A 23,359-nucleotide genomic window follows, 5' to 3' on the forward strand; every position below is an offset into this window, starting at 1 on the left:
ATCGCTCCTTAAGCCTGCACCAGCGGGCCGGGGTTTTTCAGGTATTGCTCGCGGATCGCTTTCGCCGACCAGTAGGTCAGCGCCGCCACCAGTCCGGTCGGGTTGTAGCCCAGGCCCTGCGGGAACGCCGAGGCGCCCGGGACGAACACGTTGTGCACGTCCCAGCTCTGCAAATAGCGGTTCAGCGCGCTGGTCTTCGGATCGGTGCCCATGATCGCGCCACCGTTGAGGTGGGTGGTCTGGTACGAGGCGGTGTTGAAGTGGTCGCCGACTTGCTTGCCGATCACCGCGATGGCTTTAGGGCCCATCGCTTCGGCGATCTTGCCCATTTTTTCGACCATGAAGCGGTTCATCTTGATGTCGTTTTCCTGCCAGTCGAAAGTCATGCGCAGCAGCGGCAGACCGTAAGCGTCGCGGTACACCGGATCGAGATCAAGGTAGTTGCCACGGTAGGACTGATGCGCGCCGTGGGCGTCCATCGACACCTGGTGGGTGTAGTAATCGGCGGTGGCGCGTTTCCACGCACTGCCCCACGCCGGTGTGCCCGGCGGGTTCGAGGTGCCGGCAATCGGTCGGCTGCCAGCCTGGTTGACCCACATCGGCGAGCCGCCGACGAAGCCGTGCGGGCCATGATCGAAGTTGTCGGCGTTGAAATCGTCCACCGCCACGCCGTTGCCGCCAGCGCCGATGAAGTTGTTGGTGTGGGTGTCCTTGTCGAAGAACGCCTTGATGGTCGCCATATTCTGGTAGGCGAAGTTACGCCCGACCACGCCTTCGCCGCTGATCGGGTCGTAGGGTTTGCCGATCCCGGAGAGCAGCATCAGACGCACGTTGTGCAGCTGGAACGCGCCGAGGATCACCAGATCCGCCGGCTGCTCGATCTCGCGGCCCTGGCCGTCGATGTAGGTGACGCCGGTGGCTTTCGACTTACTGCTGTCGAGATTGACACGCAGCACATGGGAGTTGGGCCGCAGTTCGAAATTCGGCAGGGGCTTGAGCGCCGGCAGAATGTTCACGTTCGGCGAGGCCTTGGAATACATGTAGCAGACGTAGCCGCTGCAGAAACCGCAGAAATTGCACGGCCCCATCTGTGCGCCGTAGGGATTGGTGTACGGCCCAGAGGTATTTGCCGAAGGCAGGTTGTAGGGTTTGTAACCGGCTTCTGTGGCCGCTTTGCCGAACAGCTGTGCGGATACGGTGTTCTTCTGCGCTTCAAGCGGGAACGGGTTGGAGCGATCCGCCGCGTAAGGATTGCCGCCCTTGCCCTGACCGACCAGTTGGCCTTTCACCGTCCAGGCCTGGCCGGAGGTGCCGAAGACTTTTTCCGCGAAGTCGAAAAACGGTTCCAGCTCTTCATAGCTGACGCCGAAATCCTGAATGGTCATGTCTTTGGGGATGAAGCTTTTGCCGTAGCGTTCTTCGTAGTGGCTGCGCATGCGCAATTCGATCGGGTCGACGCGAAAGTGCACGCCCGACCAGTGCAGACCGGCGCCGCCGACGCCATTCCCCGGCAGGAACGCGCCCAACTGGCGGTTGGGCAGGGCGATGTCGTTGACGCTGTGGCGAATTGTGACGGTCTCTTTGGAGATGTCCTGAAAGAGCTTTTTCCGCACGCTGTAGGTGAGTTCGTCGATCACCTGCGGATAGTTGCCGTCGGGGTAGGTGTCCTGCATCGGCCCGCGCTCCAGCGCCAGCACGTTCAGACCCGCTTCGGTCAGCTCTTTGGCCATGATGGCGCCCGTCCAGCCGAAACCGACGATGACTGCATCAACCTTCTTCAATACCGTTGCCATGCTTACGCCCTCTCGCCGCGAATCGACACTGCCGGGAAGGGGTATTGCTCGTTGCGTTCCACCCAATCCATGAAATCGGCGCGGGCGCCGGGGAAACCGATCATGGTCCAGCCGACCATGCCTTTATTGCCACCGTGGATCGGGTCGCAGAAGAAACCTTCCTTGGTGTTTTGCAGCAGCAGATTGAAGAAAATCTTCGCCGGCACCGCATCGAACTGCGGCTTGCCGGCTTCGAGTTGCTTGAGCAAATCGTCTCGGGTAGCGCTGTCTTGCTCGGCAAATGTTTTACCGCTGAGACCTTTTACCCACTGATCCGTGGCGGCGATGCCGAGACGATAGATGTCTTTGGGTACCAGTTTGCTCTGCCAGCCCATCTCCGGCGCAGCGTCGGCATTGAATGGGCCTTGCATGTACCACAGGGCACCGGCGGCGTACGGCGTGTTCATCTGCCGGTCGATGTATTCCGGCACGCCGGCTTCAAGCGCGCCCGGGCCCTGCGCATCGTTGGGGATCAACTGGGCGACGGCAGCGTTGATGAACGCCCATTCTTCGGCGGTGAAAAAGCTCGGCTGATACTCACCGGCGCCAGCCGCGGCCGGTTTTGCTGCGGCAGGCGCCGGTGTGCTTTCAGGTGCGGCTTGCAGCACGCTGCTGCCCAGGCCGGTACCGGCAAGTGTGACCACCGGAATCAGGGTCAGGGATTTGCGCAAGAACTCACGCCGCGGGTTGTCTCGATCTTGATCAGACATGGGGGGCACCTCATCAGGCATAGAAGTCAGCCGCTTCTGCGAGCAGCTCGAGGAATTTTGCGTCGCGATGACGAGGGTCTGTCCCGAAAAAGGGCGCCACGTCTGCAACATCATGTGACAAATGGTAGCAGGCTAAGCATCAAGAAAAACCGTTTTCCTGGAAAAAAGCCCGGCGAAGCGACGATTCACGTTTCTTTGACGACCGGCTCACGGCGTATTGACCGCTCAAAAGCGAAGCTGCAATTCCTTCAATGAAGATTGCCGAAACGGTCAGCCCAGCATGTCTCGAGTGCGCTTTTTCCCCGCGTTATGTTTTTCGCTTGTTGCCCTGTTGCATGGCATTGCCGCCCGGGCGGCCGACCCCACGGCATCTCGCCCGGCCGAGTGGGCACAGCCGGTTGAGGCGCAGTTCAACCTGTTCCGCATGTCACCGACGCTGTATCGCAGCGCCTTGCCCAGCCGCAGTGCGGTGCCGCTGTTGAACGATCTGCATGTCGTCACCGTAATCAACTTCCTGCCTGACGCTGATAGCGACTGGCTCTCCGCGCCGGGCATCAAGCAAGTGCAGCTGCCGTATCGCACCAACCACGTCGACGACAGCGATGTGCTCAAGGCTCTGCGCGCGATTCAGTCCGCCGAAGCCGACGGCCCGGTGCTCATGCACTGCAAGCACGGTTCTGACCGCACCGGTCTGATGGCGGCGATGTACCGCGTGGTGGTGCAGGGCTGGAGCAAAGAGCAGGCGCTCAAGGAAATGACCGAGGGCGGTTTTGGTGACAGTCAGCATTTCCACGACAGCGTGCGCTACGTGATGCAGGCTGATGTCGATCGGTTGCACGAAGCCCTGATCAATGGCGAATGCAGCACCAGTGCATTCGCCATGTGTTCGATGAAGAGCTGGTTCGACTCGGCGCACGTCCAGCGTTGATCAGCTCAATCGGCTGGTGCAGGAAACAGCGCGCTGTCGATCGGTTTACCCAAGAACGCTTGCAGCGCGGCGGGGAGTGACTGTCTGTCTCCCGACAGCAGGTGCTTGCGCAGGTCCCGGCCCGTCTGTTCATTGAACAGACCTTCACGTTCGAAGCGTTTGAATGCCTCGCTCGCCAGCACACCCGACCATTTGTAGGCGTAAAGCGAAGCCTCGTAACCGGTGACCAGATAATCGCAGCTGTTGGCGAAGCGGCAGTAGGCTGGAATATGCAGGCCCGGGAATGCGCTTTGCACATCCGCCATCACTTGTTGAACAGTGCGACCGTCGCCGTGACTGCAATGCAGTTCGAAGTCGAACAGCGCGCTCAGCAGCAGCATCGCCGTCTCTCGGCTGCGCTGGATGTCGGTGGTGGAAAACGCGGCGTCCGCCTGTGTTTCCGACAGGCGCTCACCGCTCTGATGATGCGTACCCAGCCAGCGCAGGAATTGCCCGGATAGCGCCCATTTCTCGAACAGCTGCCCGACAAACTCGGCAGCGTCGCGGCTCAGATGCGAAATGCCGGACAGGTTGTAGTGCGGCGAACGTGTCAGCACGTGATGCAGGCAATGGCCGAATTCGTGCAGCAGCACGCGCAGATCCTGATGTGCCAGCAGATTCAGCCCGTCGGCGGCGGCCGTGTAATTGCATTGAAGCGAGGCTATCGGCAGTGATGGCCGGCCTTCCGCATTGATCCGTCGGTTGCGCAGTACACCTGTCCAGGCGTAGTCGGCGCCAGCGGCGCGGTGGAACGGGTCGATGTAGATGAAGCCGACCGCTTGCTCATGCTCGCTGACTTCGAACAGGCGCACGTTTTCGTTGAAAGTCTCCAGGCGAATGTTTTCGCTGATCCTGATGCCGAACATGTGCTCACTGAAGCGGCACAGGCTCTGCAGTATGGCGTCCAGCGGAAAAAACAGGCGCAGGTCCTGCTCCTCGCCGCCCAACTGTTTCAAGCGCAATTGCTCGGCGAGGAAGTCGTGATCCCACGCTTCTATCTGATCAATACCGTACTGGCGTGCAGAGGCTTGCAGGTCATCGGTTTCGCGCGCAAGCGCCGCTGCATTGAGGGCGATCTGCTGCTGCAGAAAACGGCGGACCTGGTCAGTATCCACGGCCATGCGGTCGAGCAGTCGCAGTTGAGCGAAATTGTCGAAACCCAACAGCCGGGCTTTGGCATGACGCGCAGCCAGCAGCTTGTGCAGCACCGGTCCGTTGTCGAAGCGGCCGGCGTATGGCCCCTGATCCGAAGCGCGGGTGCACCAGGCTTTGAAACACTCTTCACGTAAACCGCGGTGCCGCGCCCGCTTCATGACCTGATCGTAAGTGTTCTGATCGAGGGTCAGCCGCCACCCGGACAGGCCGGCATTTTTGGCATTGGCGGCCAGATGCGCCTGCGTTTCGGCCGGCAGTCCTGCCAACAGCGCTGCATCGTCGATGTCCTTGCTCCATGCAGCGTTGACCGATCTGAGATTGCTCATGAAGCGCTTTTCCAGCAGATCGATTTCGCCGTTCAATCGCGTCAGATCCTTGCGCTGCGCACTCGACAATTCGCTGCCGGCCAAGTGAAACCTGCGCAGGATTTTCGCCAGCGAGGCTTTGCGTGCATCACTGAAGCTGGCGGCTATGGAGCTCTGTGCCAATCGTTGATAAACCTGGAGCAACTGTCGATTGCCGGCCTTCGCAGCCTTGTAATGCTGCGCAGCGTGGGTGCTGAGCGCTTCCTGCGCCAACCACTCGGGATCATCGGCATGCCTGACCGAGAGGAATTCGATAATCGCCATGGTTTCATTCAGGCGTGCATCGGCTTCATCAATGGCAATGACCACGTCGTCCCAGTTGGGATGCTCAACCTGAGTGGCGATGACGTTTTCGATGATCAGCAGATTGTCGGCAACGATGCGCTCGACTGCCGGCAGCAGATGTTCGGCGCGTATCGCCGACCAGGGCGGCAACTGCCATTGTTGCAGGAGTGGGTTGGTGTCAGGCATGGCGTCTTCCGTGAGAGAGGGCTGGATCGGCCAGCCTAATCAGGAAGCGCAGGGCAAGGTGGTGGATAGATACCGCCACTTGCCGACGATCATCGGCAGGTGGCGGTAGTTGTCACTGTTGCTCGTCGGGCTTTTTCTTCAACTTCGGGTTGGGGAAGAACTGCACGGCCTGGACCTTTTTGTCGGCGGCAGGCTTCAGCGCACTGGTATTGACCCGCGTGCCCAGTTCTTTGGGTACCGACAGCCCCTGCTCGTTGAGGGTGTCGGAGTAACCGCAAGCCACGCATTCGCGGTGCGGCACGCCATCTTCGCTCCACATCATCAACTTGTCCGGCTCGCTGCACGCCGGGCAGACCGCCCCGGCGATAAAGCGCTTCTTGGTGATCACAGGGCCGTCGCTCATGCTGCCGCGTCCTCACTCAGGCCGCTGTGGCGCAACAGCGCGTCGATCGACGGCTCACGGCCACGGAAGTCGACGAACAGCACCATCGGTGCCTGCGAGCCGCCGCGCGCCAGAATCGCCTCGCGGAACGCCCGACCGGTTTCAGCGTTAAGCACGCCGTCTTCCTCGAATTTCGAGAAGGCGTCGGCGGACAGCACTTCAGCCCACTTGTAGCTGTAGTAACCCGCCGCGTAACCACCAGCGAAAATGTGCGCAAAGCTGTTGGGGAAGCGGTTGTAAGCCGGTGGACGCATCACCGACACCTCGTCACGCACGCCCTCGAGCACTTGCGCCACGCTGCGGCCATCGCCATGGGTGGCATGCAGTTCGAAGTCGAACAGCGAAAACTCCAGCTGACGCACCATCATCAGGCCGGACTGGAAGTTCTTCGCCGCGAGCATTTTTTCCAGCAGGTCCTGCGGCAGTGGCTCGCCGGTCTCGTAGTGGCCGGAAATCAGCGCCAGGCCTTCCGGCTCCCAGCACCAGTTTTCCATGAACTGGCTTGGCAGCTCGACCGCGTCCCAGGCCACGCCATTGATGCCGGACACGCCAGCGTGCTCGACGCGGGTCAGCAGGTGGTGCAGGCCATGGCCGAACTCGTGGAACAAAGTGGTCACTTCATCGTGGGTCAGCAGCGCAGGCTTGCCGCTGTCGGCCGGGGTGAAGTTGCACACCAGATTGGCCACCGGGCTTTGCAGCACTCCGTCGACGGTGCGACGACGGTCGCGGGCGCCATCCATCCACGCGCCGCCACGCTTGTTGGCGCGGGCATACAGGTCGAAGAAGAAGCGGCCGACGTGCTGGCCGTTTTCCTTGATCTCGAACAGGCGGACGTCCGGGTGCCAGGTGTCGAAGCCTTTCTGCTCGGCGATCTCGATGCCGTACAAACGCTGGACGATGGCGAACAGGCCGCTGAGGACTTTGTCGATCGGGAAGTAGGCTCGCAGGGTTTCCTGGGCGACGCTGTAACGCTGCTCGCGAAGTTTTTCACCGTAGAAACCGCTGTCCCAGCTTTGCAGATCGGCGCAGCCCTGTTCGGCGGCGTAAGCGCGCAGCTGTTGCAGATCCTGAGCGGCGAACGGCTTGCTGCGTTGGGCCAGATCGCGCAGGAAGCTCAGCACCTGATCGCTGGATTCGGCCATTTTCGTCGCCAGACTCAGTTCGGCGAAACTGGCGAAGCCCAGCAGTCGGGCCAGTTCCTGACGCAGGTCGAGGATCTCTTCCATCACCGGGCCGTTGTCGTTCTGGCCGGCATTCGGGCCTTGGTCCGAGGCGCGGGTGCAGTACGCGGCGTAGACTTCTTCGCGCAGCGCACGGTCTTGCGCGTAGGTCATCACCGCGTAATAGCTGGGGAATTCCAGGGTGATCAGCCAGCCGTCGAGGCCTTTGGCGTGCGCGGCGGCAGCCATTTGCGCCTTGGCCGAATCGGTCAGGCCGGCAAGGGCGGCTTCGTCGGTGATGTGCTTGGTCCACGCTTGGGTGGCGTCGAGCAACTGGTTGGAGAAGCGGCTGCCGAGCTCTGACAGTTTGCTCTGCACTTCGGCGTAACGTTTCTGCTCGGCTTCCGGCAGATCGATACCCGACAGACGGAAATCGCGCAGGGCGTGTTCCAGAATGGTCTTTTGCGCGACGTCGAAACTGGCAGCTTCCGGACTGTTGGCCAACGCTTCATACGCCTGGAACAGTTCGCGGTTCTGGCCCATCTCGGTGGAGTAGGCGCTCAGGGCCGGCAGGCACGACTCGTAGGCTTCACGCAGTTCGGCGCTGTTGCACACGGCGTTAAGATGGCTGACCGGGCTCCATGCCGCACCGAGACGATCGTTGAGTTCGTCCATCGCCAGCACCAGACCGGCCCAGGTCGGGTTCTTGCCCTGGGTCTTGAGAATTTCGGCGATGGCGGCGCGGTTGTCCGCGAGGATGGTTTCGATGGCGGGCAGGACGTGTTCGGCACGGATCGTGGAGAACGGCGGCAGGTCGTAGGACTGCAAAAGAGGGTTGTTCACGCTCACGGTTGGCACCTTGGCTGGAAGAAACATGCGCCCATCTTAATTACAATCGACACTCACCGCAGCTATCGGCGACAGAGAGAGAACTAATCGTGTCCCTTCGCAAATACCAGAATCACACCCCCCGCCTGAGCAACGGCGCATTCGTCGACGGTTCGGCGGTGGTGATCGGCGACGTCGAAATTGGCGCAGACAGCTCGGTCTGGCCGCTGACGGTGATCCGTGGCGACATGCACCGCATCCGCATCGGTGCGCGCACCAGCGTGCAGGACGGCTGCGTGCTGCACATCACCCACGCCGGCCCATTCAACCCGGACGGCTTTCCCTTGCTGATCGGCGATGACGTGACCATCGCCCACAAGGTCATGCTGCACGGCTGCACCGTTGGCAGCCGCGTATTGATCGGCATGGGCAGCATCGTCATGGACGGCGCCGTGGTCGAGGACGACGTGATCATCGGCGCTGGCAGTCTGGTGCCGCCGGGCAAACGCCTGCAAAGCGGCTTTCTGTATGTCGGCAGCCCGGTCAAGCAAGTGCGCCCGCTGACCGACAAGGAAAACGCCTTCTTCACGTACAGCGCGGCGAATTACGTCAAGCTCAAGGACCTGCATCTGGCCGAAGGCTACGACCAGTTCTGAATTGCCCTACACCTGCTCGGGAATTTCCATGCATTACCAGACTGTACTGTTCGACCTCGATGGCACCCTGACCGACCCGCGTGAGGGCATCACCCGCTCAATTCAATTTGCCTTGGCCAATCTCGGCATCGACGAGCCGGACCTGAGCAAACTGGAACACTTCATCGGCCCGCCGCTGCTGCAAGCGTTCATGCAGTTCTACGACTTCGACGAGGCCAAGGCCTGGGAAGCGGTGAATTTCTATCGCGAGCGCTTCAAGGTCACCGGCCTCTACGAAAATCGAGTGTTCGACGGGGTGACGCCGTTGCTGGAGACCTTGAGCGGGCAGGGGCGGCAGTTGTACATCGCCACCTCCAAACCGTGGGTGTTCGCCCGCGAGATCGCCCGGCACTTCGACTTCGCCCGCCACTTCAAGGTGATCTACGGCAGCGAGCTGGATGGCACGCGAACCAACAAGGTTGAGCTGATTGCGCATCTGCTCGAGGAAGAACGCCTGGACCCCGCGCAGACCCTGATGATCGGCGATCGCAAGCACGACCTGATCGGCGCGCGCAGCAATGGCCTGGATGCAGCGGCGGTGGGCTATGGGTTTGGCAGTTTCGAGGAGTTGAATGCCGAGGCGCCGGCTTATCACTTTGAAACCTTGGACGAGTTGCATCAGGCGTTTTTGCAGCGCTGATGAAATAGCCTTCGCGAGCAGGCTCGCTCCCACAGAGGCACCGCGATCCAATGTGGGAGCGAGCCTGCTCGCGAAAGGGCCGTTATGCCCCCGAGTTCCTTAGGACTGGGCCAGCGCTTTCAGCTTCGCCTTACGCTCATCAACCGGCAACCGTCCCAACCGCTCAACCTCGGCATAAAACCTCATCCAATCCCCATCTACTTGGCGGAACACCGCCGCAAACGCCGGCACCCACTGGTCATACAGCCCGAACGGCAACAGTCGCGCGTTGTTCAGCGGCGCATTGACCCAGGCGTCATAGCGATTGTCCCCGGCCCACTGACTGTCGCGCATGACCCGATACTCACGGCGCAAGCGCTCGAATTCAGCTGCTTTGCGCTCACGCATCTGCTCAACCGACAGCGGCTGCGCATACAGCGTCTCCAGTCGTGAGCGCGTGACGAGTACCAGAGCGATGAACTGGTCACGCTGCTTGAGCCTGGCATCCGACTCCGCCGGCAGCCCGCGAAACGCGCGCCATTGCCGCGTGCCTTCCTGCTCGACGAAGGTGGCGAATGACTCGTTGAACTCGGTGTCGTCCTTCAAATAGAACTTCTGGTGCGCCAGTTCATGAAAGATCAGCGTGGCCAGTCGTTCGTCGCCCCAGCCCATCATCGAATTGAGGATCGGGTCATTGAACCAGCCGAGCGTCGAGTACGCCTCGACCCCGCCGATCGACACGTCCATGCCCTGCAAGCGCTGAAGCGCCGCCTCGCCACGGGCGGCGCTCTGGCTGTAGTAGCCGCGATAGGCCACGCAGCCGGCAATCGGAAAGCAGTGATTCAGCGGGGTGAGGGAAAACTCTGCGGTGGCGAACACGTTCCACACCACGAACGGCCGACCGATGTCGGCGTACAGACGATAGCTCTGGTTGTCCGGCAGATGCAGATGCTCGGTGGCGAACAGGCGGGCTTTTTGCGATTGGACCAGATGAGCGCGCAATTTGGCATCGCGGCTTGGGTCGGCAATGACTTGCTCGACCGGCTCCCGCGCACGCAGCAATTGCAATTGTCCGCTGGCCAGCTGGCTGTAGTAGCTGACGCTGGCGCAACCGTTGAGCAACAAAAACAACACACCCGGAAACAAAATCGGAAAAACGCGATCAAGTAACCCAAGGCTGGAAAACGGCCTGATCAAAATAAGAAATTCCCCGGAAAGTCTGCCCCAAGACTATCCCGCCTCAAGGAGCACCGCTATGCGCATGTTGATGCTGACAGGAGGCCTGCTGACGCTGGCCGGTTGTGCCGGATTCGGAATGCCCGACCCCGACCCCACGCAAGCCTGGATCGATCTCGACGCCCACCAACACGACACGGCGCTGCAAGCCGTACAAGTCGACGCCACACAGGCTGTCGACAAACGTTATTTCGAAGTGCAGCCCGGCAGCCATGAGCTGAAGGTGCGCTACCAATTCCCGGTCGAAGCCACCAACATCGGCCCGACTGCCGAACCGCTGTGGCGCGATTGCCAGTTGAGCGTGAAATTCAAGGATTTCAACGCCGGCCACCGCTATCAGCTGCAGGCGGGCAGCATCGGCTTCCGGCCTTGGGCCAAGCTTTATGACGAACAGCGCAAGGTTGTCGGCCAGGGTACACCGGCGGGCTGTCAGAGCAGTTGATCGGCGCTATGCTGCAAATCCCGTCAAAGGATATCGATCATGCGCAAGTTGACGACATTGCTGGCCGCCAGTGTGCTCGCCGGTTGTCAGAGCCCGTTGCCGGCGGCCGATCCAGACAAAGCCTGGGTCGACTTCGCCATGCCTACCCCCGGCGGCAAAGTGCTGATGGCCGAGCGCCTGGATAAACAGCGCTTGCGCGACGGACGCTTTTTTCAAGTGACGCCCGGTAGTCATGAGCTCACCGTGCGCTTTGACTTCGAAGTATTCGGGGGTGGTCAGGGCATGGATTCCGATCCGCAAGAGCGGCTGTGTTACATGACCGTGCCCTATGAACACTTCGAGGCCGGGCAGCGTTACCGCCTTGAGGCCCGATCGCTGGCCTTCACGCCAAGTGCACGCTTGATCAATCGTCAGGGGCAGATCGTTGCCAACGAGCGGCAGATCAATTGCGTGCCGTGAAAGGCAATCAGCTATCGTTTCTCTGATAGATGATCCGCTTGGTACCGTTCTCGCAAGAACCGACGATCATGGCCGAGTCGTGCTGCTTCGCCTCTTCCGCCGTGATGATTTCCAGGGTGTACGAGGGAATGGCCTTCGCCTGAATCTTGATCTCGATTTCCTTTCTGAGCTCTTCGCAGTCCTTGGGGGCTGCGAAAGCGGACGTGGCCAGTGCACTGCAAAGGATCGCCAAGCCAATACGTTTCATCGATGAAGCTCCTTGAGGCAGCGCGCACGGGTGTGCGCTGAAGCTGCTGTCGATTATTCGACCACAATTCTGCAGAGCGGGTTCTGACTTTGCTCACACCTTGTATTAATTGCCGGCCGCTGAGCAGGTTTCGAGACTGCCTTCGCGAGCAAGCTCGCACAAACTGGATCTGCGACGTGCACAAATCCCCCTGTGGGAGCGAGCCTGCTCGCGAAGGCGTCAGGCCGGCAAACGCCGAATCAGCTGACCAGCGAAGCCTCAAGGGTGATCTTCGCATTCAGCACCTTGGAAACCGGGCACCCTTCCTTGGCCTTGTTGCTCAGCTCTTCAAACTGCTGCTGAGTTGCGCCCGGGATTTTCGCCTTGAGAATCAGCTTCACCGCAGTGATCGCGAAGCCGCCGTCAACCTGATCGAGGGTGACTTCGGCGTTGGTGTCGATGCTGTCTGCTTTCAGGCCGGCATCGCCGAGAATCATCGAAAACGCCATGGAGAAGCAGCCGGCGTGGGCCGCGCCGATCAGCTCTTCAGGGTTGGTGCCTTTGCCGCCTTCGAAGCGCGCCTTGAAGCCGTACGGCGCTTCACGTAGTACGCCGGTTTCGGTGGAGATCGAGCCGAGACCGGTTTTCAGATCGCCTTCCCAATGCGCCGATGCCTTTTTCACGATAGCCATGTCTGCCTCCTCAAATATGGCGCGGAACGCCGCGCCGTCGCGGTTTTTACTAGCAAGGCTTCTGAGGATAGACGGCGGAACAAAGTTCAGCCTGGCTGAATCGTTGACTTTTTTAGTAGGAAATTTCGTCGCTGCTATTGAATCTCGGGTATATGCCCTCATTCCATAAAACACGCTTATGGATTTGGCAGGTTTTCGTTCGCAAGAAAAACCTGCCTCCCCACCCGGAGATGCAGGTTCATGAAAAAACTGTCCGACGTTAAATTTTCCACTCTCGACCTGGTGCCGGTGCGCGAAAACGGCAGCGCGGCGCAATCGCTGCGCAATTCGCTGGACCTGGCGCAGCATGCCGAGAAATTCGGCTACACGCGCTTCTGGGTCGCCGAGCACCACAACATGGACGGCATCGCCAGTTCGGCCACTTCGGTGTTGCTCGGCTATCTGGCCGGAGGCACGTCGACGATCCGCGTCGGTTCCGGCGGGGTGATGCTGCCCAACCATGCGCCGCTGGTGATCGCCGAGCAGTTCGGCACCCTCGAGAGCCTGTACCCGGGACGGATCGACCTGGGTCTGGGCCGCGCGCCCGGCTCTGACCAGATGACCGCCCGCGCCTTGCGCCGTGAGCGCTCGGGCAGCGCTGACGACTTCCCTGAAGACGTTGCCGAACTGATGCGCTACCTCGGCCCGCGCAGCCCAGAGCAACGGGTGATCGCCATGCCCGGCACCGGCACCAACGTGCCGATCTGGCTGCTCGGCTCAAGTCTGTTCAGCGCGCAATTGGCGGGTGAGCGCGGCTTGCCTTACGCCTTCGCCTCGCACTTCGCGCCGCGCTTCATGCACGAGGCGATCCGCATCTACCGCAATCACTTCAAACCGTCGGCGGTGCTCGACAAGCCGTACGTGATGCTCGGCGTGCCGCTGGTGGCAGCGGATACCGATGAGCAAGCCGATTACCTGGCGACGTCGGTGTACCAGCGCATTCTTGCGTTGATGCGTGGCCAGAGTCTGGTGCAGCGTCCGCCGGTGAAAACCATGGACGGTCTGTGGCTGCCCCATGAACGTGAGGCGGTGGGCGATTTTCTCGGCCTCGCCATGGTCGGCGGCCCGCAGAAGATCCGCGCCAAGCTTGAGGTGTTGATCGAGCAGACCCAGGCGGACGAGCTGATTTTCACCTCGGACCTGTACGAGCATGCCGATCGCGTGCATTCCTACGAGCTGCTGGCCCAAGTCATGAAGGGATAAAGCGAACCCCTGTAGGAGCTGTCGAGTGCAACGAGGCTGCGATCTTTTGATTGCGATTTGAAATCAAGAACAAAAGATCGCAACGTTCCGCAGCTCCTTCCCGGAAAATCATCGTCCACAAAAAAGCCGACGCATCCACGTCGGCTTTTGTATTTCAGGCGCAATCAACCGCGCTTGTAGACGATGTCCTTGCTGCCGCCTTCGCAACTGCCGACGACGTCGCCATCAGCCGCCGCACCCTTGTCGACAACTTCCAGCGAATAACCGGATACGCCTTTGTCGTCGAGCTTCGCTGCGATTTCGCTTTTCAGCTCTTCACATGGCTTGCCGGCTGCAAACGCACCACCGGCAAGGCTCAACAACCCTACTGCCAACATGAACTTCTTCATCGGTCGCACTCCCTGGTCGGATTGAAAGAGGCGGGCATCGAGTCATCCACCCGATGCGCTCACCTTGTAGCGCTTTGCCATTCCCTATGGCACTCGGCCAGCGCGCAAGTTCAGAAGACTAGCTCAAACTCAGCTGGCGGCAATCTTGAAGCCGACTTTCAGCGTGACCTGAAAGTGCGCTACCTGGCCGTTTTCGATGTGGCCACGGGTTTCGGTCACTTCAAACCATTCCAGATTGCGCAGGGTCTTGTTCGCCTCGGCCAATGCATTGTTGATGGCGTCTTCGATGCTGGTAGTGGACGAGCCGACCAGCTCGACTTTCTTGTAGGTGTGATGGTCACTCATGGCGTTCTCCTTGGGTTGGAATGGCGTGTGAAATTGAGCCTAGCAGGCAATTGCACTGATGATTTCGGCGCCGCTGCGCTGCCGAAGTTCAGAATTTCTGCACTTTCTCGACATGCTGAAGTCCCAACCAACACACGCCACTCATCACCAATGCAGGAGAGCCACCATGGCCAACACCTCTTTACGTAAAGCCTCGTTGCAAAGCATGGAAGCCGAGATCGAGAGTCTGCTCAAATCGTTGGAAAGCTTGAAAGACGATGCTTCGGACGAGTCGCGCAAGACCCTCAAGGCGCTGAAAAGCAACGCCGAAAGTGCGCTGAAACATTCCCGTCATCTGCTCAGCGACGCGTACGAAGAAGTCAAAGTGAAAACCCGCGAGACCGGCATTGCCACTCGTGACTACGCGCAGGAACACCCATGGACCACAGCCGGCGTGGCTGTCGGTGCAATCGGTCTGCTCGCCGCCTACTTTTTGTTCAAGCGCGGTGAGTGATCAGGCTGGCGCAGCTCGTTCTTGAGCCATTGCGCCAGTTGCCGGGCGCGTCCATCTGCGGCGCGCTTGGGTAGCCACAACGCCAGTTGCGCCGGGGTTTCGCAGAAGCCCCACGGCGCAACCAGGCGCCCCGCCTTCAGATCTTCGGTTACCAGCGGCTCCGGCGCGATTGCCACGCCGAGACCTGCAACAGCCGCCTCCAGCAAATAATACAAATGCTCAAAACCTTGCCCGAGCTTCAACGCCCTGGGATCGAGGTGGTTTTGCTGCGCCCAACTGGGCCAGGCTTGTGGGCGAGAGGTGGTGTGCAACAAGGGCTCATCAAAAAGATCTGCGGCCACAGCGGTGTGCAGCTTCTGATAACCGCTATACAACGGGCTCATTACGGGGCCGATGCGTTCCGCCGCCAGTTCATAGACCTGCATATCGGCCGGCCACGGTGGCTCGGCGAACAGCAACAGCGCGTCCAGCCCCGGGCGGCGGGGATCGAGATCGCCTTCACCGGCCGACAGGTGCAGACGCAGATCCGGCAAATCGGCATTCAGCCGCCCCAGGCGCGGAATAAACCAGCGCGCCAGCAGGCTCCCGGAACAACCCAGCACGAACGGCGCATCCGCTGTGCTTTGCGTCAGTTCGGCGCAAACACTGCGCAACCGATCGAACGCCTCAGCGCTGGCATCGCGCAGACGCGCTCCGGCATCTGTGAGTTTCAAGCCGCGTCCGTCCTTGACGAACAGGCTCACCCCTAGATGTTCTTCAAGCACCTTGAGCTGGCGGCTGACCGCGCCGTGGGTGACGTGCAGCTGTTCGGCTGCCTGACTAACGCTGTTCAGACGAGCGGTGGCCTCGAAGGCGCGCAAGGCATTCAGCGGGGGAAGGTCATGGCTCATGGTATCTGTGAGTTTTCCTGACAGGTTGCGGCGATCTTATCGGTTTTCAGCCTGGAAAGTCAGGGGTAGAGTGATCGTCATTGTCTTCTGACCGAATTCACCTGGAGCGACCCATGACCCAGACTTCGAACACCTCTGATCTGCGTAACGGCCCTGACGCCAACGGCCTGTTCGGTGCGTTCGGTGGCCGTTATGTAGCGGAAACCCTGATGCCGTTGATCCTCGACCTCGCTCGCGAATACGAAGCGGCCAAGGAAGATCCGGCATTCAAGGAAGAATTGGCCTACTTCCAGCGTGATTATGTCGGACGTCCGAGCCCGCTGTATTTCGCCGAACGCCTGACCGAGTTCTGCGGCGGCGCGAAGATCTACCTCAAGCGTGAAGAGCTGAACCACACCGGCGCGCACAAGATCAACAACTGCATCGGCCAGATTCTGCTGGCACGGCGCATGGGCAAGAAGCGCATCATTGCCGAAACCGGCGCCGGCATGCACGGCGTGGCTACTGCCACCGTTGCTGCGCGTTTCGGGCTGGACTGCGTGATCTACATGGGCACCACTGACATCGAACGTCAGCAGGCCAACGTCTTCCGCATGAAGCTGCTCGGCGCTGAAGTCATCCCGGTCGTGGCTGGCACCGGCACCCTCAAAGACGCGATGAACGAAGCCCTGCGTGACTGGGTGACCAACGTCGACAACACCTTCTACCTGATCGGCACCGTAGCCGGCCCACACCCGTATCCAGCAATGGTCCGCGACTTCCAGGCCGTTATCGGTAAGGAAACCCGCGATCAGCTGCAGGCTCAGGAAGGTCGTCTGCCGGACAGTCTGGTGGCGTGCATCGGTGGCGGTTCCAACGCCATGGGCCTGTTCCACCCGTTCCTCGACGACAAGAGCGTGGAGATCATCGGCGTCGAAGCCGCCGGTTACGGCATCGAAACCGGCAAGCACGCGGCCAGCCTGAACGGCGGGGTGCCGGGCGTGCTGCACGGTAACCGCACCTTCCTGCTGCAGGACGACGATGGGCAGATCATCGACGCTCACTCGATTTCCGCCGGCCTCGATTACCCGGGCATCGGCCCTGAACACGCCTGGTTGCACGACATCGGCCGCGTCCAGTACACCTCGGTAACCGACGACGAAGCGCTCGAAGCGTTCCACAAATGCTGCCGTCTGGAAGGGATCATTCCTGCCCTGGAAAGCGCCCACGCCCTGGCCGAAGTGTTCAAACGCGCACCGAAGCTGCCGAAGGATCACCTGATGGTGGTCAACCTCTCGGGTCGTGGCGACAAGGACATGCAAACCGTGATGCACCATATGCAACAGTCGCAGCAGGAGAAACACTGATGAGCCGCCTGCAAACCCGCTTTGCCGACCTCAAGCAACAGAACCGCGCGGCGCTGGTGACCTTTGTCACTGCCGGTGATCCTGACTACGACACTTCGCTGGCGATCCTCAAAGGCCTGCCCGCCGCAGGTGCCGATGTGATCGAGCTGGGCATGCCGTTCACCGATCCGATGGCCGATGGCCCGTCAATCCAGTTGGCCAACATTCGCGCCCTGGGCGCCAAACAGAATCTGGCGAAAACCCTGCAAATGGTTCGCGAATTCCGTGAAGGCAACAGCGACACACCGCTGGTGTTGATGGGCTACTTCAACCCGATTCACAAATTCGGCGTCGAGCGTTTCATCGCCGAAGCCAAAGAGGCTGGCGTTGACGGCCTGATCGTGGTGGATATGCCACCAGAGCACAACGAAGAACTGTGCGACCCGGCGCAGGCTGCCGGGCTGGATTTCATTCGCCTGACCACGCCGACCACCGACGACGCACGTCTGCCGCGTGTGCTCAACGGCAGTTCCGGTTTTGTCTACTACGTGTCGGTCGCAGGTGTCACCGGCGCCGGTGCAGCGACTCTGGAGCACGTGGAAGAGGCGGTTGCACGTCTGCGTCGGCATACCGACCTGCCGATCAGCATCGGTTTCGGTATCCGTACGCCGGAGCAGGCCGCGGCCATCGCGCGTCTGGCTGACGGTGTGGTGGTGGGCTCGGCGCTGATTGATCACATCGCCAGTGCCGATACGCCTGAGCAGGCCATCGATGGCGTGTTGAGTCTGTGTTCGGCGCTGTCCCAAGGCGTGCGCAAGGCTCGCGTCTAAAGCCGCAGGGGAAAACAAAAAGGCTTCAGAACAGGCGTTCTGAAGCCTTTTTTGTGCTCAGGGTAATTGCAGTCCGCCCGAGGCCTTGTGCAGTTTGCGCAAATGCTCGCCAATCTGCTTGACGTTGGCCTCGCTGGCGGCAATCTCGGCGGCGCGCTTGGGTTCGAGCAGCTTGCGCACTTCAGTATCGAGATCGCCGGACAGCGCCAGCAGCTTCTTCTGCCGCTGGCTGCTTTCCGCTTCCAGTCGGCCAAACTCGCTCGGCTGCGGTAGTCCGTAACCTTTGGAGTCGAGCAGTTCCGCCGGGCGGCTGAGGAAGCCACTGTTGGCGAGGATCTGCTGCAAGGTCGCGTTGGCCTTGTCCATGCCGCCGTTTTCCAGCTCGCGGGCGCCGAGGTAGCGTTGCTTGACCTCATCCTGCGCCAGTAACAACTGCCGGCGGAAACTGGCCTGCTCGAGCAGCAACAGCGCGGCACTGGTGCGCAGGTCGGCGCGGTCGAACCATTCGCGGCGTTGCTCAGCGCTGAGTGACAGCCAGTCTTCGACAGTGGTCTGCTTGATCGGCAGCTGCTTCTTCAATACATCGAACATCGCTTGATAGCGATCGCGGAACGAGTCGAAGCGGTAACCCAGACGCAGCGCTTCTTTCGGATCGTCGAGCACACTGGTGTCGGCCAGACCACGGCCCTTGAGCACTTCGAGCAAGCCGTTGGGCATGATGCTGTCGAGGCCGACCAGTTGGCTGTTATTGCTGCCGCTGCGCAACAGTTTCAAGCCTTCTACCGCGCAGTTGTTGGACAGGAAGAAGTAGTTGCCGTCGTAACTCCAGTGCATCTCGGCGGCATGTTCGACCACGCCTTCGATTTCCTCGCGAGACAGGTTCAGCGGCACCGAAGCGAGGCTGCGCAGCTCGGTCTTGGTGTATTCGTCGATCACTTGCGCCAGCGGCAACACGAACAGCCGTGACGGGTATTTGCCGACCAGTCCGTCCCAGCTCGACAGCTGCACATCGCCAACGAAGGCGCGATAGGACAGCACCAGGTGTTGATCGAGGTCGAGGCGGCAATCCGGGCCGCGCGGACGACCGGGGGCGCAGATCACCAGGCGCAACATGCTGTGGCCCCAGCGGCTGACCCAGTTCTGATTGGCCTCGGCCAGCAGGTAATCGACCGCGTAGACCCGTTCCGGATCGACCTGCCCCAAGGGTTGCTTGGCGAAGTCATTGCCCGCATTGAGAAAGGCGAAGCTCTTGCTGCAGGTGTCCTGCGCTGGCGGCGCCCAGCCGAAATGTTCCTTGTAGTAGCGATACAGCGCCGGGCGGCGGCAGGCGTAGCTCGGGTCGAGGAGGAAGTACTCCATGTTGACCGCGACGAATTCCTTGGGACTGGAGATCTCGTAAAGATCCGGGCTGCGGGCGATCTGACGGTTGTGTTGTTCACGCTCGCCACGGCGGCCGACGTACTGTTGCCAACCGGCCAGATCGAGCAGGCGCGGGTCGTCGCTGATGGTGAAGCGGCGACCGTTCTGCCCGCGACACTCATCGGGAATGCCGATCAGCCCGGCGCTGTTGAAGCGTCGGGTGCAGCGTTGGATCAACGTGCGCTCGGCGCTCGGCCATAACCGCGCGCGGTCGTAGATATGCGTGATTTCGTGCAGCACCGTGGCCAGCAGTTCCTGCCGCACAGTGCCGTGGGGGCGATTGGTTTTCTCTTTCGCCGCGCTGCCATCGGTGAGGCCGGCGAGCAGCTTGCGATTCAGATCGAGTTCGGCAACCAGCATTGCCTGCCCGTAAGCGTTGGCAGGCATGTCGTCGGTCCAGCCGACGTCGATGCGCCGATCCAGCCGCTCGATGAAGCTCGGCGGCAGTTTCGCCATGGCCTCATCGATCAGCGCCTGACTGGCCTGTTGTTGAGCCGGGCTCAGACCCTCGGTCTTGAGCCGCAATTGCAGGCCGGCGTGGGCGCTGTTGCCAAGCAGCAACAACGCCCCGGCCAGCAGCCAGGCGCCAACGGACCTCACAGTGCGAGGATGGCTTCGGCGAGTACCTGATCACTGGCGTCGCGCGCTTCCGGCACGCGAGTGCGCAAGGTGTCGAGGGCGGCTTCCAGGTGCGCGCCACGGATGTCACCGTTGGTGGCGACGAAACTGGCGGCGTCGTCGTGGGCTTCGCGGATGATTTTCGAATCGCGAATCGACGTGGTGGTATCGGAAGTGAAATCGATGCTGCGCTGGGAGGCACGAACGATGATGTTACTGGTGGCTACCAGGGTGTGCGCCTGGGCCACATCGGCCAACACAAACAGGCCAAGGGCGGCAGCAATCAGCGGGCTACGCATGGAACGACTCCGGAAGGACAAGGATAACTATTGGACGAGAATTGCCTCTGCCAGTTCAAGGTCGCTGGCATGAAGTTTCGGCCGGGTTTTGCGCAGGTAATGCAGCGCGGATTCCAGCCGTGCGCCTCGCCATTCACCGTCACTGGCAACAAAGGCGGCCGCATCATCATGGGCGGCGAGCAGCAGTTTACGGTCGAACGGCGCAGAAGACACCATGCTGGTCGCGTAACCGCTGACCACCGTGCCTTGGGTCGACGCATTGAAAGCATCGAAGGCGTTGGCGGACGTCGCCCAGCAGGCCGTGAATAAAGTAGAAGAGATAAGCAGGTTTGGAAGAAAGCGCATGGGACTCGACAACTGTTAACGAGCCTGAAGGCTAGCGCAAATGCCTGGGCCAGAGCCAGCGTTGAAACATCGGGACACGGCTGGCGTGTCCCGCAATACCGCAAACGATCAGAGGGTCAGAATGGCCTGAGCCAATTGGGCATCGGTGGCATTGAGTTGTGGCGCCTGATGGCGGATGTGATTGAGCGCGCTTTCGAGTTTCACCCCACGGATATCACCTTCGCTGGCCACGAAGCTGGCGGCATCGTCGCGGGCGGCAAGAACGATCTTGTCGTCACGGAACGAGGAGGTCACATCGGAAGTGGCGTCAGAAGAGGCCTTCAGCGCGCCGACGATCGAGTCGGTGGTGACGATGAAGCTGGTAGCGCTGGCGTTGGCAGCCACGGCCAGCAGGGCGGCGGCACTGAGCAGACGAAGACGGGTCATGATGTAACTCCTTTGGATAAACCGTAGTGAGAGGTGGCTCGGTATCTGAGGAGTCAGACGCCTGTTGCGCAACGTTCGCCACGTTCTGCATGGATATTAGGCTGCCAGATGCGGTTCGCCCAGTGGTGGCCAGTGATACTCCAAAGGTTCTGGGTAACTGTACTGCTGTTAGTTGGGGTTTTCGTAAATTGTACCTGTATTCGTTCATTTACGCGTTTTAGAGCATTCAGGGTCCCTGAAACGACAAAACCCGTCGTGGTTGCCCACGACGGGTTCTGCTTGTGCAATTCGGGTTGCTGGCGGTGGGTCTGACGACCAGAGCCAGCGACGCTGCTTAGCGCCAGAACGGCTTGCTCAGCTCTTCGTAGCGTTGTGCTTCGCTGATACCGGCGTCAGCCAGCAGACGCGAATCCAGACGGGCCAGTTGGTGGCGGCTGGAGATGCGGCGCTGCCACAACATCAGGTTGGCAATAACGCGCAGAGGCAGGGAAGCCTGGGTGTTTACAGCTTTGTCTTCGAAGAACAGTTCGGAACTGAGTGTACGTTCCATGGTTGACATCCTTCCGCTTGTGGCGGGATCAGGTAGTGGTTTGACTGGTGCCCATGATCCTCTCGTTTGGATAGTCTCTGTAGATACAGTTCATTTGTATTGTGAGTGAGCAGTTAACTGTTTATGCATGGTGTACGGGTCGAAATTGGGCAAACTGTACCTATCTGCACTTGATTGGTGCATTTCGGCTCGTATCAGGGGATTGAGTAGGGCTTTGATGTAGGAAATGACCGGTACAGCAGTACAGTTTTTTCGCGATCCTGCTTCTCGCGCGCATCCACCGACGCAAAACTGTGTTTGCGTCGGCGGTTTATCTGTGCGAATCACACCGCCAGCATGCGCCCGGTTTCTTCCAGGTTCATATGCCAGCTCAGGGCTTCGCGCAAAATATGCGGGGTGTGACCGCCAACTGCGCAAGCAGCGCTGAAGTAATCATTCAGTGCCTGGCGGAAGTCCGGATGCACGCAGTTGTCGATGATCACTCGTGCACGCTCCCGTGGCGCCAGGCCACGCAGGTCGGCGAGGCCGACTTCGGTCACCAGGATGTCGACGTCATGCTCGGTATGGTCGACGTGGCTGACCATCGGCACCACGCTGGAAATCGCGCCGCCCTTGGCGATCGACTTGGTCACGAATACCGCCAGATGCGCATTGCGCGCGAAGTCGCCGGAGCCGCCGATGCCGTTCATCATCCGCGTGCCGCAGACATGGGTGGAGTTGACGTTGCCGTAGATGTCGAACTCCAGCGCGGTGTTGATGCCGATGATGCCCAGACGCCGCACCACCTCCGGGTGATTGGAGATCTCCTGCGGCCGCAGAATCAGTTTGTCCTTGTACTTCTCCAGGTTGCCGAACACGTCGCTGTTGCGCCGCTCGGACAGGGTGATCGAACTGCCCGAGGCAAAGCTCAGCTTGCCGGCATCGATCAGGTCGAAAGTCGAGTCCTGCAGCACTTCCGAATACATGGTCAGGTCTTCGAACGGCGAGTCGATCAAGCCGCACATCACCGCGTTGGCGATGTTGCCAATGCCAGCCTGCAGCGGGCCGAGCTTGTTGGTCATGCGCCCGGCCGCAACTTCCTGCTTGAAGAAGGTGATCAGGTGTTCGGCGATAGCGTTGGTGTCGATGTCCGGTACCGACACCGTGGACGGCGAGTCCGATTGTTGAGTGACGACAATCGCAACGATCTTCTCCGGCGGAATCGGAATTGCCGTGCTGCCGATGCGATCGTCGACTTTCACCAGCGGGATTGGCGTCCGCGTCGGGCGGTACGTCGGGATATAAATGTCGTGCAGGCCTTCGAGGTTGGCGTTGTGGGCCAGGTTGATCTCGACGATCACTTGTTTGGCGAAGATCGCGAAGCTGGCCGAGTTGCCCACCGAAGTGGTCGGCACGATATGGCCTTGTTCGGTGATGGCGACTGCCTCGATGACGGCAATGTCCGGCAGCTTCAACTGTTGGTTGCGCAGTTGCTCTACGGTTTCCGAGAGATGCTGGTCAATGAACATCACTTCACCGGCGTTGATTGCCCTGCGCAACGTGCTGTCGACCTGAAACGGCATGCGCCGCGACAGCACGCCGGCCTCGGTCAGTTGCTTGTCGAGGTCGTTGCCAAGGCTGGCGCCGGTCATCAGGCTGATCTTCAGCGGCGTGACCTTGGCGCGCTCGGCCAGTGCGTGGGGAACGGCCTTGGCTTCGCCGGCGCGGGTGAAACCGCTCATGCCGACGGTCATGCCGTCCTCAATCAGAGCAGCGGCGTCGGCAGCGCTCATCACTTTGTCCAACAACGAAGGCAGGCGAATACGGTCACGGTACATGGATTATTATCTCGGGCAACGAGTAGCAGGATGCGCAGTCTAGTGAATTTGGCCGGCGCCTGTCCCGCTACC

Annotated in this window: 26 protein-coding genes; 9 read left to right on the forward strand and 17 right to left on the reverse strand. The window is 60.5% G+C overall.

Features of this window, described 5'->3' with window-relative positions:
- Positions 1-8 precede the first annotated feature (8 nt).
- Positions 9-1,793: a GMC family oxidoreductase gene (locus tag OC605_RS24340; RefSeq protein WP_262140003.1), complete on the reverse strand. Its 1,785-nt coding sequence runs from the start codon at positions 1,791-1,793 to the stop codon at positions 9-11.
- A 2-nt stretch (positions 1,794-1,795) separates the two neighbouring features.
- The gene (locus tag OC605_RS24345; RefSeq protein ID WP_130899515.1) at positions 1,796-2,542 is read right to left on the reverse strand and encodes a gluconate 2-dehydrogenase subunit 3 family protein; all 747 of its coding nucleotides are present in this window, start codon (positions 2,540-2,542) and stop codon (positions 1,796-1,798) included.
- A gap of 280 nt (positions 2,543-2,822) precedes the next feature.
- Here OC605_RS24345 and OC605_RS24350 point away from each other — a divergent pair, with 280 nt between their 5' ends.
- Positions 2,823-3,470: a tyrosine-protein phosphatase gene (locus tag OC605_RS24350; RefSeq protein WP_262140004.1), complete on the forward strand. Its 648-nt coding sequence runs from the start codon at positions 2,823-2,825 to the stop codon at positions 3,468-3,470.
- 5 nt (positions 3,471-3,475) lie between these two features.
- Here OC605_RS24350 and OC605_RS24355 read toward each other — a convergent pair whose 3' ends face one another.
- From OC605_RS24355 to prlC, 3 genes are all read right to left on the reverse strand, one after another.
- Entirely contained in the window at positions 3,476-5,500 is a 2,025-nt protein-coding gene (locus tag OC605_RS24355; RefSeq protein ID WP_262140006.1) for a M3 family metallopeptidase, read from the reverse strand.
- Between the two features lie 112 nt (positions 5,501-5,612).
- Positions 5,613-5,903 carry a YheV family putative zinc ribbon protein gene (locus OC605_RS24360; RefSeq protein ID WP_262140008.1) on the reverse strand — a complete coding sequence of 97 codons (291 nt, stop codon included), beginning with the start codon at positions 5,901-5,903 and terminating at the stop codon, positions 5,613-5,615.
- Complete coding sequence (gene prlC, locus OC605_RS24365; RefSeq protein WP_262140010.1) at positions 5,900-7,951, reverse strand: oligopeptidase A; 2,052 nt, start codon at positions 7,949-7,951, stop codon at positions 5,900-5,902. The genes OC605_RS24360 and prlC overlap by 4 nt, the downstream gene beginning before the upstream one ends.
- Before the next feature lie 89 nt (positions 7,952-8,040).
- On the opposite strand from prlC, the gene OC605_RS24370 reads away from it, so the two are divergent.
- Positions 8,041-8,586: a gamma carbonic anhydrase family protein gene (locus tag OC605_RS24370; RefSeq protein ID WP_076564866.1), complete on the forward strand. Its 546-nt coding sequence runs from the start codon at positions 8,041-8,043 to the stop codon at positions 8,584-8,586.
- Positions 8,587-8,614: 28 nt separating this feature from the next.
- Positions 8,615-9,265: an HAD family hydrolase gene (locus OC605_RS24375; protein ID WP_024015022.1), complete on the forward strand. Its 651-nt coding sequence runs from the start codon at positions 8,615-8,617 to the stop codon at positions 9,263-9,265.
- A 99-nt stretch (positions 9,266-9,364) separates the two neighbouring features.
- Here OC605_RS24375 and OC605_RS24380 read toward each other — a convergent pair whose 3' ends face one another.
- Complete coding sequence (locus OC605_RS24380; RefSeq protein WP_262140014.1) at positions 9,365-10,441, reverse strand: aminopeptidase; 1,077 nt, start codon at positions 10,439-10,441, stop codon at positions 9,365-9,367.
- Positions 10,442-10,499: 58 nt separating this feature from the next.
- On the opposite strand from OC605_RS24380, the gene OC605_RS24385 reads away from it, so the two are divergent.
- The gene (locus tag OC605_RS24385) at positions 10,500-10,922 is read left to right on the forward strand and encodes a hypothetical protein (protein ID WP_262140016.1); all 423 of its coding nucleotides are present in this window, start codon (positions 10,500-10,502) and stop codon (positions 10,920-10,922) included.
- 39 nt (positions 10,923-10,961) lie between these two features.
- Entirely contained in the window at positions 10,962-11,381 is a 420-nt protein-coding gene (locus tag OC605_RS24390) for a hypothetical protein (RefSeq protein ID WP_186569790.1), read from the forward strand.
- A 7-nt stretch (positions 11,382-11,388) separates the two neighbouring features.
- On the opposite strand, the gene OC605_RS24395 is transcribed toward OC605_RS24390, so the two are convergent.
- A complete protein-coding gene (locus OC605_RS24395) occupies positions 11,389-11,628 on the reverse strand; it encodes a DUF1161 domain-containing protein (RefSeq protein ID WP_016772309.1) in 240 nt (79 codons plus the stop codon).
- 239 nt (positions 11,629-11,867) lie between these two features.
- On the reverse strand, positions 11,868-12,299 hold the full coding sequence (locus OC605_RS24400; RefSeq protein ID WP_016772308.1) for an OsmC family protein: 432 nt from the start codon (positions 12,297-12,299) through the stop codon (positions 11,868-11,870).
- Between the two features lie 240 nt (positions 12,300-12,539).
- Here OC605_RS24400 and OC605_RS24405 point away from each other — a divergent pair, with 240 nt between their 5' ends.
- Entirely contained in the window at positions 12,540-13,541 is a 1,002-nt protein-coding gene (locus OC605_RS24405) for an LLM class flavin-dependent oxidoreductase (RefSeq protein ID WP_186569791.1), read from the forward strand.
- Positions 13,542-13,705: 164 nt separating this feature from the next.
- Here the strand turns inward: OC605_RS24405 and OC605_RS24410 are convergent, their stop codons facing one another.
- Positions 13,706-13,930, reverse strand: coding sequence for a DUF1161 domain-containing protein (locus OC605_RS24410; protein ID WP_262140019.1), 225 nt, complete (start codon positions 13,928-13,930; stop codon positions 13,706-13,708).
- A gap of 129 nt (positions 13,931-14,059) precedes the next feature.
- Entirely contained in the window at positions 14,060-14,275 is a 216-nt protein-coding gene (locus tag OC605_RS24415) for a dodecin (protein WP_016772305.1), read from the reverse strand.
- A 166-nt stretch (positions 14,276-14,441) separates the two neighbouring features.
- On the opposite strand from OC605_RS24415, the gene OC605_RS24420 reads away from it, so the two are divergent.
- Positions 14,442-14,768: a YqjD family protein gene (locus OC605_RS24420; RefSeq protein WP_039757078.1), complete on the forward strand. Its 327-nt coding sequence runs from the start codon at positions 14,442-14,444 to the stop codon at positions 14,766-14,768.
- On the opposite strand, the gene OC605_RS24425 is transcribed toward OC605_RS24420, so the two are convergent.
- A complete protein-coding gene (locus tag OC605_RS24425; protein WP_122700371.1) occupies positions 14,741-15,658 on the reverse strand; it encodes a LysR family transcriptional regulator in 918 nt (305 codons plus the stop codon). The genes OC605_RS24420 and OC605_RS24425 overlap by 28 nt on opposite strands.
- A gap of 113 nt (positions 15,659-15,771) precedes the next feature.
- Here OC605_RS24425 and trpB point away from each other — a divergent pair, with 113 nt between their 5' ends.
- Both trpB and trpA read left to right on the forward strand, forming a co-directional pair.
- Positions 15,772-17,004 (forward strand): tryptophan synthase subunit beta, encoded by a 1,233-nt coding sequence (gene trpB, locus OC605_RS24430; RefSeq protein ID WP_016772302.1) that lies wholly within the window; start codon positions 15,772-15,774, stop codon positions 17,002-17,004.
- The gene (trpA, locus tag OC605_RS24435) at positions 17,004-17,813 is read left to right on the forward strand and encodes a tryptophan synthase subunit alpha (protein ID WP_262140024.1); all 810 of its coding nucleotides are present in this window, start codon (positions 17,004-17,006) and stop codon (positions 17,811-17,813) included. Before trpB ends, trpA begins: the two co-directional genes overlap by 1 nt.
- 57 nt (positions 17,814-17,870) lie before the next feature.
- On the opposite strand, the gene OC605_RS24440 is transcribed toward trpA, so the two are convergent.
- From OC605_RS24440 to OC605_RS24465, 6 genes are all read right to left on the reverse strand, one after another.
- Positions 17,871-19,832: a DUF4105 domain-containing protein gene (locus OC605_RS24440; protein WP_262140025.1), complete on the reverse strand. Its 1,962-nt coding sequence runs from the start codon at positions 19,830-19,832 to the stop codon at positions 17,871-17,873.
- Positions 19,829-20,149, reverse strand: a complete 321-nt coding sequence (locus tag OC605_RS24445) for a DUF2388 domain-containing protein (RefSeq protein WP_133335366.1) — start codon at positions 20,147-20,149, stop codon at positions 19,829-19,831. The genes OC605_RS24440 and OC605_RS24445 overlap by 4 nt, the downstream gene beginning before the upstream one ends.
- Before the next feature lie 27 nt (positions 20,150-20,176).
- Positions 20,177-20,494, reverse strand: coding sequence for a DUF2388 domain-containing protein (locus tag OC605_RS24450; protein ID WP_133335364.1), 318 nt, complete (start codon positions 20,492-20,494; stop codon positions 20,177-20,179).
- Between the two features lie 108 nt (positions 20,495-20,602).
- Entirely contained in the window at positions 20,603-20,920 is a 318-nt protein-coding gene (locus OC605_RS24455; protein WP_133335362.1) for a DUF2388 domain-containing protein, read from the reverse strand.
- Between the two features lie 334 nt (positions 20,921-21,254).
- Entirely contained in the window at positions 21,255-21,470 is a 216-nt protein-coding gene (locus OC605_RS24460) for a DUF1127 domain-containing protein (protein WP_007911656.1), read from the reverse strand.
- Between the two features lie 323 nt (positions 21,471-21,793).
- The gene (locus OC605_RS24465) at positions 21,794-23,287 is read right to left on the reverse strand and encodes an acetyl-CoA hydrolase/transferase family protein (protein WP_262140029.1); all 1,494 of its coding nucleotides are present in this window, start codon (positions 23,285-23,287) and stop codon (positions 21,794-21,796) included.
- Positions 23,288-23,359 lie beyond the last annotated feature (72 nt).

The organism is Pseudomonas sp. Marseille-Q5117 (genome assembly GCF_946901175.1).
GTDB lineage: Bacteria > Pseudomonadota > Gammaproteobacteria > Pseudomonadales > Pseudomonadaceae > Aquipseudomonas > Aquipseudomonas iranensis.